Raw genomic sequence first — 12,381 nt, 5'->3', positions numbered from 1 at the left:
GCGAGCACCCTAGGCGGGGAGGGCGGACGGGCGCAAGCGCTCAGGCGGGGCGGCGCGCGGCCTTGGAGACCTGCCAGGCCATCAACAGGGCGGGGAGGCAGAGGAAGGAGGCGACGGCGAACGGCGCGCCGGCCCCGAACGCCGCGTACAGCGGCGCGGCGCTGAGCGGTCCGAAGATGCGGGCCAGGGCGCCGGCGGCGGTGTTGAGGCCCATCATCTCGCCCTGGCGATCCGATGGGGCGGCCTTGGAGATCAGGGCCCCGATGCTGGGGAAAGCCAGGGATTGGCCAAGCGCCACCAGGATCATGCCGAACACGGCCAGCGGCCACCAGGTCACGAAGGGCTGGTAGGCGAAGCCGACCGCCATGAGGGCCAGGCCGATCATCAGAGCGCCGACCTCGCCGAAGCGCCGCACGGCGCGGCCGGTCAGCAGGCCCTGGGCCAGGGCCGCCACGACGCCGATCACCAGGAAGCAGAAGCCGATCTCGCGCGGGCCCCAGCCGAACTTGGCTTCGCCCCACAGGCCGAACGTCGCCTCCATGCCCGCGAAGCCGGCGATGGAGATCAGGGTGACGCACAGGGCGCGCCAGATCACCGGATGGCGGAAGGCTTCCGAAAGGCCTTCCAGCCGGCCGCGGCGCGGGGCGTCCCGGTGCAGGCGGCGGGTCTCGCGCACGAACAGGATCACGCCCAGCCCGGCGCAGGCGGCCAGCACGGCGGCCAGCAGCAGCGGCGGGCGGAAACCGGCCACGCCTAGCTCCGGATGCGCCAGGATGCCGCCGATGGTCGGGCCGGTGACGAAGCCCAGGCTGAAGGCGGCGCCCATCAGTCCCAACCGGCCGGCGCGGCGATCCGGCGGGGTGATGTCCGCCAGGTAGCCTTGGATGGTGGAGATGTTGGACGACAGGATCCCGCCGATCAGCCGGATCGCGCAGGCGATCCAGAGGCTGGGCGCGAAAGCCAGCAGGACATAGGTCGCGGCGGCGCCGAACAGGGTGACGATCAGCACTGGTCGCCGGCCGATACGGTCCGACAGTCGTCCCCAGATCTGTTCGCCGACGAAGTTGCCGACGGAGAAGGCGGCGAACAGGACGAACACCTGCCAGTCCGGCGCGTCGAACGCCTTGGCGTAGAACGGCAGCAGCGGAATGATCAGGCCAAAGCCCGCCATGTTGACGAACACGATGGCGAGCAAGACGAACAGCGCCCGGCGGTCTCCCTGGGGGGAGGCGCCGGGCGCGACGGGCGGCGCTGCGGCGGTCATGAGGAGCGAGCCTGTAGACCGTCCGGCGCCGCTGGGCAAACGCGGTTCAGTCGGGCGGGTTGTGTTTCTCGAGGAAGGCGACCGTCGACCGAAGCATCTGCAGGCGGGTCTCGCCGCGGGAAACCCAGTGATCCTCGCCCTTGAGCGTCGCAGGGCAGGGGCTTCAGCTTCCGATGGCGAAACGCGAAACGCCCCGGCTGGGGGCCGGGGCGTCTGGTCTGGCGATCGCCTGAAGCCTAGCGCGGGGCCAGGATCATGATCATCTGCCGGCCTTCCATGCGCGGCTCGTACTCGACCTTGGCCACTTCGTCGAAGTCGGCCTTGACCTTCTGGAGCAGCTTCATGCCCAGCTCCGGGTGCGCCATCTCACGACCGCGGAAGCGCAGGGTGACCTTCACCTTGTCGCCTTCCTCGAAGAAGCGCGTCATCGCCTTGGCTTTGACGTCGTAGTCGTGGGTGTCGATGTTCGGTCGGAGCTTGATTTCCTTGAGCTCGACCACCTTTTGCCGCTTGCGGGCCTCGTTCTTCTTCTTCTGCTCCTGGAACTTGAACTTGCCGTAGTCCAGGATCTTGCAGACGGGCGGAGTCGCGTTGGGAACGATTTCCACGAGGTCGAGGCCGGCCTCTTCCGCCGCTTCGAGGGCGGCGCTGATCGGCATCTCGCCCTGCTTCTCGCCATTCTGATCGATCAGAAGAACGCGGGGGACGCGAATGTCTTCGTTCATGCGCGGCCCGTCTTTCACGGGCGGCGTATTGTTGGGACGGCGAATAGGCGGAGCTCCGGTAACTGTTTCAGAGGGTAGGCTTACACGAAAGGCGCGGTTCGCAAGGGCGTTCCGCGTCGGACCTTCGATATATGACCGCGAGGCCCGTTCCAATCAAGCGGCGCCGGGGCCTCGACGGCAAAGATCGCGGGCGGAGCGTCAGCGCGGCAACAGGGCGTTCGCCGCCGTCGCCACCGTCTCGACCGACAGATCGACCAGGGACGGCGCCTGCAGGACCGCGACATGGCCGCGGGGCGCGGTGACCATGGCGTCGCCGTCATCGCGCACCAGGGTGATCGTCGGCGCGCCGGCCGCGGCGATCAGGTGCATCGGACCGGTGTTGTTGCCGATGGCCAGGGCGGCGCGGACGCCGAGCACGGCGATCTGGGCGAAGTCCGTACGTCCGGTCAGGTCACGGGCGTTGCCGGCCAGCTTCTGGATGGTGCGGGCCAGGGCGCTCTCGTGTGGGCCGCCGATGACGACGATGTCGTAGCCGCGGGCGCGCAGCACGGCGCCGAGCCGGCCATAGGCCTCGACCGGCCAGCGCTTCTCGGGGGTGTTCTCCACCCCGCCCGGCACCATCAGCACGAACGGTCGCGGCGCGGCGGCGCCGGGCACGGGCCGAGCATCCGGGGCGCGGCGCAGGATCCAGCTCAGGTCCGGGGCGGGCGCGTCGCCCGGCGCCGTCGGCGCGTCAGGCCAGATGCCGGCGGCCTGCAGCTGCTCGGCCTGACGCTCCAGCGTGTGCATTTCGTCGCGTCGCGGATTGCGGTGCCGCAGCCGCGCGCCGACCGCCGCGCCGGACCACACCGGCGGGAAGGGGCGCAGCAGATGGAACAGGAACTTGCTCCAGCCGGAGCTTTCCAGGTCGTAGACCCGGTCGAAGCGACCGCGCTTGATCTGGCCGCGCAGCGCCATCCAGTCGCCCGGCGTCGTCGGCCGGGCGGTGGTCCAGACGGTGTTGAAGTAGGGACTGGCCTTGGCCAGACCCTCGAACTGCGGAACCGTGAGCAGAGTGACGCGCGCGCGGGGATGCGCCAGCCGGATGCGTTTCATCGCCGCCAGCGACAGGACGAACTCGGCGATGCCGCCCGCCTGGATGACCAGGACCTGCTTGACCTCTCCCGTCAACGCCGCCCCCCCAGAACACGCGCATAGACCTGAAGGGTGGCCTCGCACATGGCGTCGACGGAATAAAGCCGTCTCGCGCGAGAGGCGGCGAATTGGCCCATGGCTCGCCTGCGGACGCCGCCGAGGTCGATCGCCTCGGTCATCGTCTTGGCCCAGGCCTCGGCGTCGCCGGGCGGAATTTTCCAGCCGGTCTCGCCTTCGACCACCGTCTCGACCGCGCCGCCGTGTCCGGAAACGATCACCGGGCGTTCCATGACCTGCGGCTCGACGGCGGCGCGGCCGAAGGACTCTGGCTTGAGGGTCGGCAGCAGCGCGATGTCGCAGGCCAGAAAGGCCGCCGGCATGTCGTCGCAATGGCCGACCACCTTCACGGCGTCGTCCAGGCCGCCGGCCGCGATGGCCGCGAGAATCTCCTCGCGGTACTCGGTGCGGCCCTGGTCGTCGCCGGCGAAGATGATGACGAAGTCCTCGCGCCCGGCCTGGCGCATCTGGCGGGCCGCCTCGACGATGGTCAGATGACCTTTGATCGGGGACAGCCGCCCGCCGAGCAGGAAGGCGGTGCGCGTGTCGCCCTCGGGCAGGCCCCAGGCGGCGCGCAGCGCCTCGACGCGGGCCGGCGCCACCACGCGCGGATCGAACCGGCTCAGGTCGACGCCGCGCGGGATGGTGACCACACGCTCCGGATCGATGGCGTGCTCGGCCAGGATGTGGTCGCGAGTGTATTCGGAATTGGCGATGACGAGATCGCCCTTGGTCATGATCGCGTTGTACCAGCGCTTGAGGCCGTTATTGGCCTTGTAGATGCCGTGGTAGGTCGCGACGAACGGCGTCTTGGTGGCGTGAGCCGCCCACAGCGCGCTGAACGCCGGCGCGCGGGAGCGGGCGTGGACGATGCTGACCCTCTCCCGCCGGATCAGGTCGACCAGGCGCGCGGCGTTGCCGAGCATGACCAGCGGATTCTTCGACTGCACCGGCATCTGCGCCAGGCGGCCGCCGTCTTCCTCCAGCCGGGAGACCATCCGTCCGCCGCGGGCGGCGACCAGCGCCTTGCCGCCCGCCGCGATCACGGCGTGGGCGACGTCGATGGTCGTCTGCTCGGCGCCGCCGGTTTCGAGCTCCGGCGTGACCTGCAGCAGGGTGAAATCGGGAGGAAGGATCGACACGGCGCCTTGCATAGCCTGTGTCGAGGCACGGTAAAATGGCGCTTGCGATCAACCCTTGCGGAGCGGGCATGACGGAGACGGCGGGATATCTGGACCGGGGCGACGGCGAACGATTGGCCTGGCGCCGCGTCGAGGGGCGGGGTCCGACGGTGGTCTGGCTGGGCGGCTTCATGTCCGACATGGCCGGAACCAAGGCCCAGGCCCTGGCCGACTGGGCCCTGGCCAACGACCGCGCCTTCCTGCGCTTCGACTACCTGGGCCATGGCGAGTCGAGCGGCGCGTTCCGCCAAGGCACGATCAGCCGCTGGCGCGAGGACAGCCTGGCGGCCATCGCGGCGCTGACCGAAGGGCCGCTGGTGCTGGTCGGCTCCTCGATGGGCGGCTGGATCAGCTGCCTGGTCGCCGCGGCCATCCCCGAGCGGCTGCACGCGGTGGTGATGATCGCCCCGGCCGCCGATTTCACCGAGAAGCTGATGAAGCCCGGGTTTCCGCCGGAAGCCTTCGAGGCCCTGGCCCGGGACGGGGAGTGGATCCGGCCGTCGCTCTACGACGAGGGCGGCTATCCGATCACCGCGGCGCTGCTGGAGGACGGCGCCCGCTGGTCGATCCTGGGCGAGCCCGTGCCGATCGCGGTTCCCGTGCGCATCCTGCAGGGCCGCGAGGATCCTGACGTTCCTTGGACCCACGCCCTGGAGCTGGCCAATGCGATCAAGAGCGAGGACGTGGTCTTCACCCTGATCAAGGACGGCGACCACCGCCTGAGCCGACCCCAGGACATCGCCCGGCTGATCGCGGCGGTGGAGGAGGCGGGGTAGGGGGCGCGCTGCGTGGTTCGAGACGCCGGCCTGAGGGCCGGCTCCTCACCATGACGAAGGTGGGCGGCGTTCTACTGAATGCGTCATCCTGAGGAGCGAGCTTCAAGCGAGCGTCTCGAAGGACGCACGCACGATGCTACCCCCAGAACGCCCCCACCCGCGCCGCTTCGGCCCGGCCCTGGGCGAAGCCCGCGCGGGCGATGGCCTCGCGGTTGCCGTTGTCCATCAGGTTGCCGCCGAAGGCCGCGCCGCAGGCGGCGTCGGGCGTGATCAGCAGGGCCTCGCCGCCGTGATCGCGGATGACGGCCATCTCGCGGTCCAGGCCCGGCTGCATGATCGCCGCCATCATCGGCGGGACGACGGCGACGATGACCACCTTGCCGTGGTCCCGCGCCATGTCGGCGTTCGTGCCCGAGCGCATGCCGCCGTCGATGTAGCGGCGGCCGTCGATGGTGACCGGCGGGAAGATCGTGGGCACCGCGCAGGACGAGGGCACCGCCAGACGCAGTGGCGCGGCCGTGTCCTTGTTCCACAGCAGAAACTCGCCGGTCTCCGCGTCGATGGCGGTGCAGGCGAACCGTTCCGGCCATGGAGCCTCGGGGATCGGGAAGCCGGACAGAAACACCGCCTCGCTGACCGTCTCGGCGGCGAGGGCCTTGGCGCCCAGCTCGGCCATCAGGGCCTGCGGCATCGCCTGGCCCGGCGTGCGGCGGGACAGGACATCCATCAGGAACGACAGGTCCGGCGGCGGACCCTGGCGTCCGGCCTCGGCTTCCTTGGCCTTTTCGGCGTAGGCGAACTCGCCGTCCAGGACCTCCGCCGGCGTGCGCCCGACGGCCAGCTGGCTGCCGACCACCGAGCCCGCCGAGGTGCCCAGGATGAAGTCGGCGTGATGGACCGCGACCCCGGCGTCGGCCAGTCCCGCGACCAGGCCGGTCTCCCAGGCGATCCCGACCGGGCCGCCGCCGCCCAGCACCAGGGCTTTCGTCATGCCTCGCTCCCCTTGTTTTCGGCAGCGTAGATCGCGGTCAGGCCTTCACGCCAGGTCGGATAGCGCAGCCGCCAGCCGAGTTCGGCCTTGGCGCGGGCGTTGGAGACGCGCTTGTTCTCGGACCAGAAGCGGACGGCGGCCAGGGGCAGGGCGGTCTCGTCGTAGGGAATGAGGGCCGGGGCGATCTGGCCCATCATCTCCGCGGCGAAGGCGTTCAGCACGTGTGGCGGAGCCGGATCGTCGTCGACCAGGTTGTAGGCGCGGCCGGCGTGCGGCCGGGCGACCGAGGCGAAAAGGCCGCTGACGATGTCGTCGACATGGATGCGGCTGAACACCTGGCCCGGCTTGATCAGGTTGCGGGCGCGGCCCTCGCGCAGGCGGTCGAAGGTCGAGCGGCCCGGTCCATAGATGCCGGGCAGGCGGAAGATCTGGACCGTCAGGCCCATGCCGCGACCGACCTCCAGCCAGTCGCGCTCGGCGGCGACGCGGCGGGCGGCCTCGGGCGAGCGGGCGCGCAGCGGGCTGTCCTCGAACACCCAGCCGCCCTCGCGGTCGCCGTAGACGCCGGTCGTGGAGAGATAGCCGATCCAGTCCGGAAAGGCGCCGGCCTGGGCGATCGCCGGGACAAGCGCGTTGAGGCCGGGGCAGCCGCGCTCGTCCGGCGGGGCGGTGACCAGCATCGCGGCCATGGTCGGGGCGGCGACCAGGGCGGCGTGGTCGGCGGCGTCGATCGGGGTCACGCCCTGGGCGCGGGCCAGGGTCGCCGACTCGGCCGAACGGACCGCCGCCCAGACATTCCAGCCTTCGGCCTGCATGCGCTGGGCCATGGCCTGGCCGGTGTATCCGAAGCCGAAGACGAGCAGGTTCGGCAAACGCAAATCCTCCCGTGGAGCGAAGGCCCACACGGGAGGAGTAGTCGCTGAGCCCTTGCGGGCCAAGGCGTCAGATGACGGTCAGCGTCACCTCGATGTTGCCGCGGGTGGCGTTGGAGTAGGGGCAGACCTGGTGGGCCGTCGCGACCAGCTTCTCGGCGGCGTCCCGATCCAGGCCGGGCAGGCTGACGTCCAGGGCCGCTTCCAGGCCGAAGCCGCCCTGACCGTTCGGGCCGATCCCCACCCGGGCGGTTACCGCGCTCTCGGTGATCGTCACGCCCTGGCTGCGGGCGACGAAGCGAAGGGCGCTGTCGAAGCAGGCGGCGTAGCCGGCGGCGAACAGCTGCTCGGGGTTGGTGGCCCCCGCCTTGCCGGCCCCGCCCAGGCTCTTGGGCGTGGACAGGGCGACGTCCAGGACGCCGTCGTCGCTGCGGGCGGAGCCGTCGCGGCCGCCCGAGGCGGTGGCGGTGGCGGTGTAGAGGGTGGCCATGGTGTTTCTCCAAGAAATATTGTGCACAATTAAATTGTGTACGATTTTCAAGTTTGCAATGGGGACTCGCCGCATTATCTGCGGATCATGTCCCAGGCCCCCGCCTTTCCTGAGCCCCGCGACGCGCTGAAGCTGTCGTCGCAGCTGTGTTTTCCGGTCTATGCGGCCGCCAACGCGATCCAGAAGGCCTATCGCCCGCACCTCAAGCCGCTGGGCCTGACCTATCCGCAGTACCTGGTCATGCTGGTGCTATGGGAGGACGACGGCGTCTCGCTGGGCGAGATCGGCCGCCGGCTGCATCTGGACTCGGGGACGCTGACCCCGTTGCTCAAGCGATTGGAAGCCGCCGGCTTGGTGGCGCGGCGGCGATCCGACGAGGACGAGCGAGTGGTGGTGATTTCGTTGACAGCGGCTGGGCGGGCGCTGAAGGCGCAGGCCGAGCCGATCCCGTTCCGCCTGGCGGAGGACCTGCACCTGGAACCGGCGTCGGCGCTCGCGCTGAAGGCGGGGTTGGAGGCGCTCCTGGCCGGGGTGCGGCTGTAGAATGGACGGGGACATGCCCCGGCGGAGCCGGTGCGTGTCCCCATGTCGGGCCTACAGTACGGGGACACGCACCCTGCGGGAGCATGTCCCTTGGGGCCTAGCCCAGCAGGTCCGTGATCGCCTTGCGCGCCGCCGCGCCTAGGTCTTCCCGTTGGAGCGCGAACGCGACGTTGGCGCGCAGCAGGCCGATCTTGTCCCCGCAGTCATAGGTCACGCCGTCGTATTCGAGCGCGTGGAAGTTCTCGATCGCCATCAGCCGGGCCATGGCGTCCGTCAGCTGAATCTCGCCGCCGGCGCCCTTCTGCTGGTCGCCGAGCAGCTTGAAGACTTCGGGCTGCAGGATGTAGCGGCCCGAGATGAACAGGTTCGAGGGCTCGGTCCCCTTCGGCGGCTTCTCGACCATGCCGGTCATCCGGTTGAGCCGGCCTTCATGGCCGTCCAGCGCGACGATGCCATACTTGTGGGCCTCGCCCTCGGGCGCCGGCTCCACCACCACGATGTTGCCGCCGACCGTCTCGTAGGCCTCGACCGCCTGGCGAAGGGCCGGGACCTTCGCGTGCATCAGCATGTCGGGCAGCATCACGGCGAAGGGCTCGTCGCCGATCACGTCGCGGGCGCACCAGACGGCGTGACCTAGGCCGAGCGGCGCCATCTGGCGCACGAAGCTCATCTCGCCGGGCTTGGGCAGTTCCGCGCGGATGTCGGCGAGGATATCGGTCTTGCCCTTGGCCTCGAGCTGGCTCTCCATCTCGGGGTGGTGATCGAAGTAGTTCTCGATCGCCTCCTTGCCGCGGCCGGTGACGAACACGAAGTGCTCGATCCCCGCCGCGCGCCCTTCGGCCACGATGTAGGACAGGATCGGCCGATCCACGACGTTGAGCATTTCCTTCGGCGTGTTCTTGGCGCCGGGAAGGACACGGGTGCCGAGGCCGGCGACGGGCAGGACGGCTTTGCGGACAGGTCTCATGGGAGCGGAGGTAACCGAGCGTCGAGCGCAAATCCAGCGCGGCTTTCGGCAGGCGGTCCACTGTCACGGCTCTGCCGCACTTGGATGGAACCCTCTGGCAAGAGGTTTCCGACAGAATCCGGACGTTGACCGACCTGACGCCGTATGGAAAACCGCCCCGAAGCACAAACCGGAGAACCAGCAGGCGCGCAGAAATGCGGCCCGTTCCGGCGGGCGGCCTGAGGATTGACCTTGAAGTTTCTTTCCCGCCTCTTGAAACGCCAGGAGCGCCGCGGCCCGATCGCGATCGAGGGGCGGCGCGTGTTCGCGATCGGCGACATCCACGGTTGCCATGACCTTCTCTGCGGCCTGATCGACGGCATCCAGGCGGACAAGCAGCCGGGCGAGCCCGACCCGTTGCTGATCTTTCTCGGCGACTACGTCGATCGCGGGCCGGATTCCAGCGGCGTGATCGAACGCTTGATCCAGCTTCGCGTCGATCAGCCGGGGTGCCGGTTCCTGTCCGGCAACCACGAAGAGGCGATGTTGCGCTTCCTCAAGGACTTCGAGGGCGGCCTCATCTGGTCGACCTACGGCGGCAAGGCGACGATGCGCTCCTACGGCGTCGAGCCTCCGGCGAACGACGACGACGTTGAAGCCTGGCGAGAGGCGCACGCCCTGTTCTGCGCCGCGGTGCCCGAGACGCATCTTCGCTTCCTTCGAGGGCTCGAAGATACGATCGAACTCGGCGACTACTTCTTCGTCCACGCCGGCGTGCGGCCGGATCGTCCGCTGAGCGAACAGAGCACGCGCGACCTGCGCTGGATCCGCGAGCCGTTCCTGTCCGACACGCGGCGGCTGGAAAAGGTGATCGTCCATGGCCACACGCCGGGACGGGAGCCGCATTCCGACGACCGGCGGATCGGGGTGGACACCTGGGCCTACAACACCGGCGTGCTGACCGCCGTGGAGCTGGACGGCGACGGGCGCGGGTTCATCCAGGCTCGGCGCGAAGCCGACGGTACGGTCACGGTCGGGTTCGAGGACCTGGACGAAGACGCCGCCTAGCGGACGCCCTGCAGCGCCATGACGGCGCCGAGGATATGGTAGAGCGAACTGGCGGGCGCGGGTTCTTCCAGGAAGTCGCCCTCGGCCGTCTGCTTGTCGCGCCAGAGGCCGGGGACCGTCGTGTCGAGATAGCGCCAGAGGCCCCGGGCGGCCTGGCCGGCCTCTTCCGTCGCGTTGGCGAACCCCCGCTCCGCCATCATCACCTCGGTGCGCAGGCGCTCGGTCTGCGGCCAGAGCCTGGCGCGGGCGGACCTGACGGAGAGATCCGCCCAGAGTTCGTCGACCGCGGCGTCGCGCGCCGCATCGACGCCCGCCCGTCCGGCCTTGACCAGGCCTTCGATCGTTTCACCGACCGCGCGGTCGCCGCGCAGCCGCGACCAGCTGTGCAGCAGCCAGGCCCATTCGAACTGGTGGCCAGGCTCGATGAAGCGGCCGTCGTCGCCGGCCGCGGGACTCCAGGTTTCGTCGTAGACTTCCCGAAGGATCCCGCTCTTCGGATCGACGAAGCGATCGAGGGCCAGCGCCACGATCTCGTCCGCCAGTTCGCCCCACTGGGCGCCGCCGGTCAGCTCGAACCAGGCCAGGGCCGATTCCAGCAGATGCATCTGGGCGTTGGCCTGGAAAGGCCAGGGTCCGTTCTCGCGGAAGCCCCGGCCCGGCGCCCGCATCAGCTCCAGCCCCTTGAGCAGCGCGGCGGCCCGGTCGCCGATGTCGGTCCGCTCCGGCGCGATGCGGCTGACGGCGGCCATAGCCAGCAACGCGAACGCCTGATCGTAGAGAACCGGCGTATCGTCCAGCACGGCGCCGTCCGGGGCGACCAGCGCGGCGTACCGGCCGTCCTCGCGGGCGTAGTGGGCCAGGAAGAAGTCCAGTCCGTGCAGCGCGGCCTGTCGCCAGGGGCCGGACCAGCCTTGGGCGGCGGCGACGGCGTAGACATAGGCCTGGCGGGTCTGGACGCGCGAGCGCCGTCCCGCCTGGATCGGACGGGCGTGCTCGTCGAGCGCTTCGTGGAAGCCGCCGTGGTCGAAGTCCGCGCCGAGCGTCCACCACAGCGGCAGGGCGCTGGCCTTGAGCCAGTCTTCGTATCGGTCGCGCCAGGCGGTCAGGGTGAGTTCAGCGGGCACGTCCAGCTCCCGGGCCTGAGCGGCCGTCAGTCTATCGACGATGAGCTTCACCGACTGGCTTGAGTCGAGTCCGCAGATCAACAGCGCGTCGGGCTCGGCGACGATGGCCAGATCGTGGAGGCCGACGCCGGCGACACGGAGCGGCCCGTCGTTGCGGATCAGGCAATCGTGGGAATCGACCAGGATGGCGTTTCCCGACACGACGTTCCCCGCGTCGTCATGCTCGCCGACGGCATGGATGGCGTCCCAGGCGCCCAGGTCGGACCAGGAAAACGCCACTGGAAGGACGGCCGCCTTGTCGGTCTTCTCCATCAGCGCGTAGTCGATCGAGATCCGCGGCGCGTCGAGGAAGGCGTCGCCCAGCCGAATGCTCCGGCCTGTTCGACGGGCCGAACGGAGGGCTTCGCCCGCGGCCTCGGCCAGGCCGGGCGCGTGGCGCGCGATCTCTTCCAGCAGGGTGGTCGCCCGCGCGACGAAGTTGCCGCTGTTCCAGAGGCAGCCCTGGTCCAGGAACGCCAGGGCGCGGTTGAGGTCGGGCTTCTCGACGAACTGATCGACCTGAAGAACCTCGCCCGAGGCCGGGCCGGGCCGGATGTAGCCGTAGGCCGTGGCCGGCCCCGTGGGACGAACGCCCAGCGTCACGATCCAGCCCTCGGCGGCGGCCTGGCCGGCGACGGCGATCGCCCGCCGGAAGGCGTCGGCGTCGGGGACATGGTGGTCGGACGCGACGACGGCGATGATCCCGTCCGGATCGGTTTCGGCGACGTAGGCCGCGGCGGCGGCCATGGCCGGACCGGAGTCCCGCGGCTCCGGCTCGAGCAGCATCGAGGCCTCCAGCCCCACTTCCGCCAGCTGGCGGCTTAGGATGGCTTCATAGCGAGCGCCGGAAACGACAACCAGCGACCGGTCGGCGGCCAGGGCCGCGACCCGTTCGACGGTGTGCTGGAAGATGGTCGCCTGGCCATCGAGCGAAACGAACTGCTTCGGTCGCGAAGGCCGCGACACCGGCCACAGGCGCGACCCGGCGCCGCCGCACATGATGACGGGATAGATGCGCAAGCCCGAAGTCTCCCCCGGATTGACGCAATGGTTGAATTGTCCGCGCGAGTCAACTCTCGCGAGTTGTGAGTGCGATCCGTCCACGCTGCACTCTCCGATCGGGGAGCCCGTCCCAGCCGGGCGATCCCCTAACGCGGCGCGGATGGCGAGT

General features: G+C 69.9%; 12 protein-coding genes. 3 read left to right on the top strand and 9 right to left on the bottom strand.

Annotated features, from left to right (window positions below; all coding sequences use genetic code 11):
• Positions 1 to 40 precede the first annotated feature (40 nt).
• The 4 genes from CSW64_RS17065 to CSW64_RS17050 all read right to left on the bottom strand — a co-directional run bounded on the left by CSW64_RS17065 (position 41) and on the right by CSW64_RS17050 (position 4,322).
• Positions 41 to 1,264: an MFS transporter gene (locus CSW64_RS17065; protein WP_099623222.1), complete on the bottom strand. Its 1,224-nt coding sequence runs from the start codon at positions 1,262 to 1,264 to the stop codon at positions 41 to 43.
• Positions 1,265 to 1,500: 236 nt separating this feature from the next.
• Positions 1,501 to 1,989, bottom strand: coding sequence for a translation initiation factor IF-3 (infC, locus tag CSW64_RS17060; RefSeq protein ID WP_216361198.1), 489 nt, complete (start codon positions 1,987 to 1,989; stop codon positions 1,501 to 1,503).
• Between the two features lie 198 nt (positions 1,990 to 2,187).
• A complete protein-coding gene (locus CSW64_RS17055; protein WP_099623221.1) occupies positions 2,188 to 3,159 on the bottom strand; it encodes a glycosyltransferase family 9 protein in 972 nt (323 codons plus the stop codon).
• The gene (locus CSW64_RS17050) at positions 3,156 to 4,322 is read right to left on the bottom strand and encodes a glycosyltransferase family 4 protein (protein WP_245863746.1); all 1,167 of its coding nucleotides are present in this window, start codon (positions 4,320 to 4,322) and stop codon (positions 3,156 to 3,158) included. The genes CSW64_RS17055 and CSW64_RS17050 overlap by 4 nt, the downstream gene beginning before the upstream one ends.
• A 68-nt stretch (positions 4,323 to 4,390) precedes the next feature.
• On the opposite strand from CSW64_RS17050, the gene CSW64_RS17045 reads away from it, so the two are divergent.
• Positions 4,391 to 5,137 carry an alpha/beta fold hydrolase gene (locus CSW64_RS17045; RefSeq protein ID WP_099623219.1) on the top strand — a complete coding sequence of 249 codons (747 nt, stop codon included), beginning with the start codon at positions 4,391 to 4,393 and terminating at the stop codon, positions 5,135 to 5,137.
• Between the two features lie 136 nt (positions 5,138 to 5,273).
• On the opposite strand, the gene CSW64_RS17040 is transcribed toward CSW64_RS17045, so the two are convergent.
• The 3 genes from CSW64_RS17040 to CSW64_RS17030 form a co-directional block, all read right to left on the bottom strand.
• Positions 5,274 to 6,128, bottom strand: coding sequence for a patatin-like phospholipase family protein (locus CSW64_RS17040; RefSeq protein ID WP_099623218.1), 855 nt, complete (start codon positions 6,126 to 6,128; stop codon positions 5,274 to 5,276).
• Positions 6,125 to 6,955: an NAD-dependent epimerase/dehydratase family protein gene (locus tag CSW64_RS17035; RefSeq protein WP_099624315.1), complete on the bottom strand. Its 831-nt coding sequence runs from the start codon at positions 6,953 to 6,955 to the stop codon at positions 6,125 to 6,127. The genes CSW64_RS17040 and CSW64_RS17035 overlap by 4 nt, the downstream gene beginning before the upstream one ends.
• Before the next feature lie 115 nt (positions 6,956 to 7,070).
• Positions 7,071 to 7,490 carry an organic hydroperoxide resistance protein gene (locus CSW64_RS17030; RefSeq protein WP_099623217.1) on the bottom strand — a complete coding sequence of 140 codons (420 nt, stop codon included), beginning with the start codon at positions 7,488 to 7,490 and terminating at the stop codon, positions 7,071 to 7,073.
• An 87-nt stretch (positions 7,491 to 7,577) separates the two neighbouring features.
• Here CSW64_RS17030 and CSW64_RS17025 point away from each other — a divergent pair, with 87 nt between their 5' ends.
• A complete protein-coding gene (locus tag CSW64_RS17025; protein WP_099623216.1) occupies positions 7,578 to 8,033 on the top strand; it encodes a MarR family winged helix-turn-helix transcriptional regulator in 456 nt (151 codons plus the stop codon).
• Between the two features lie 97 nt (positions 8,034 to 8,130).
• Here the strand turns inward: CSW64_RS17025 and CSW64_RS17020 are convergent, their stop codons facing one another.
• Positions 8,131 to 9,000 (bottom strand): UTP--glucose-1-phosphate uridylyltransferase, encoded by an 870-nt coding sequence (locus CSW64_RS17020; RefSeq protein ID WP_099623215.1) that lies wholly within the window; start codon positions 8,998 to 9,000, stop codon positions 8,131 to 8,133.
• Positions 9,001 to 9,231: 231 nt separating this feature from the next.
• On the opposite strand from CSW64_RS17020, the gene CSW64_RS17015 reads away from it, so the two are divergent.
• Positions 9,232 to 10,047 (top strand): metallophosphoesterase family protein, encoded by an 816-nt coding sequence (locus CSW64_RS17015; protein WP_099624314.1) that lies wholly within the window; start codon positions 9,232 to 9,234, stop codon positions 10,045 to 10,047.
• On the opposite strand, the gene CSW64_RS17010 is transcribed toward CSW64_RS17015, so the two are convergent.
• The gene (locus tag CSW64_RS17010; RefSeq protein ID WP_099623214.1) at positions 10,044 to 12,230 is read right to left on the bottom strand and encodes an AGE family epimerase/isomerase; all 2,187 of its coding nucleotides are present in this window, start codon (positions 12,228 to 12,230) and stop codon (positions 10,044 to 10,046) included. The two genes, CSW64_RS17015 and CSW64_RS17010, sit on opposite strands and share 4 nt — an antisense overlap.
• Between the last annotated feature and the right edge of the window lie 151 nt (positions 12,231 to 12,381).

It is taken from the genome of Caulobacter mirabilis, assembly GCF_002749615.1.
GTDB lineage: Bacteria > Pseudomonadota > Alphaproteobacteria > Caulobacterales > Caulobacteraceae > Caulobacter > Caulobacter mirabilis.
The sequence above is the reverse complement of the archived record's forward strand: the minus strand, read 5'-3'. Positions and strand labels throughout refer to the sequence as shown.

Bases quoted from the DNA above. Each gene is read 5' to 3' on its own strand.
- infC (WP_216361198.1), bottom strand. From the start codon at position 1,989: ATGAACGAAGACATTCGCGTCCCCCGCGTTCTTCTGATCGATCAGAAT.
- CSW64_RS17040 (WP_099623218.1), bottom strand. From the start codon at position 6,128: ATGACGAAAGCCCTGGTGCTGGGCGGCGGCGGCCCGGTCGGGATCGCC.
- CSW64_RS17045 (WP_099623219.1), top strand. From the start codon at position 4,391: ATGACGGAGACGGCGGGATATCTGGACCGGGGCGACGGCGAACGATTG.
- CSW64_RS17020 (WP_099623215.1), bottom strand. From the start codon at position 9,000: ATGAGACCTGTCCGCAAAGCCGTCCTGCCCGTCGCCGGCCTCGGCACC.
- CSW64_RS17025 (WP_099623216.1), top strand. From the start codon at position 7,578: ATGTCCCAGGCCCCCGCCTTTCCTGAGCCCCGCGACGCGCTGAAGCTG.
- CSW64_RS17035 (WP_099624315.1), bottom strand. From the start codon at position 6,955: ATGGCCCAGCGCATGCAGGCCGAAGGCTGGAATGTCTGGGCGGCGGTC.
- CSW64_RS17030 (WP_099623217.1), bottom strand. From the start codon at position 7,490: ATGGCCACCCTCTACACCGCCACCGCCACCGCCTCGGGCGGCCGCGAC.
- CSW64_RS17065 (WP_099623222.1), bottom strand. From the start codon at position 1,264: ATGACCGCCGCAGCGCCGCCCGTCGCGCCCGGCGCCTCCCCCCAGGGA.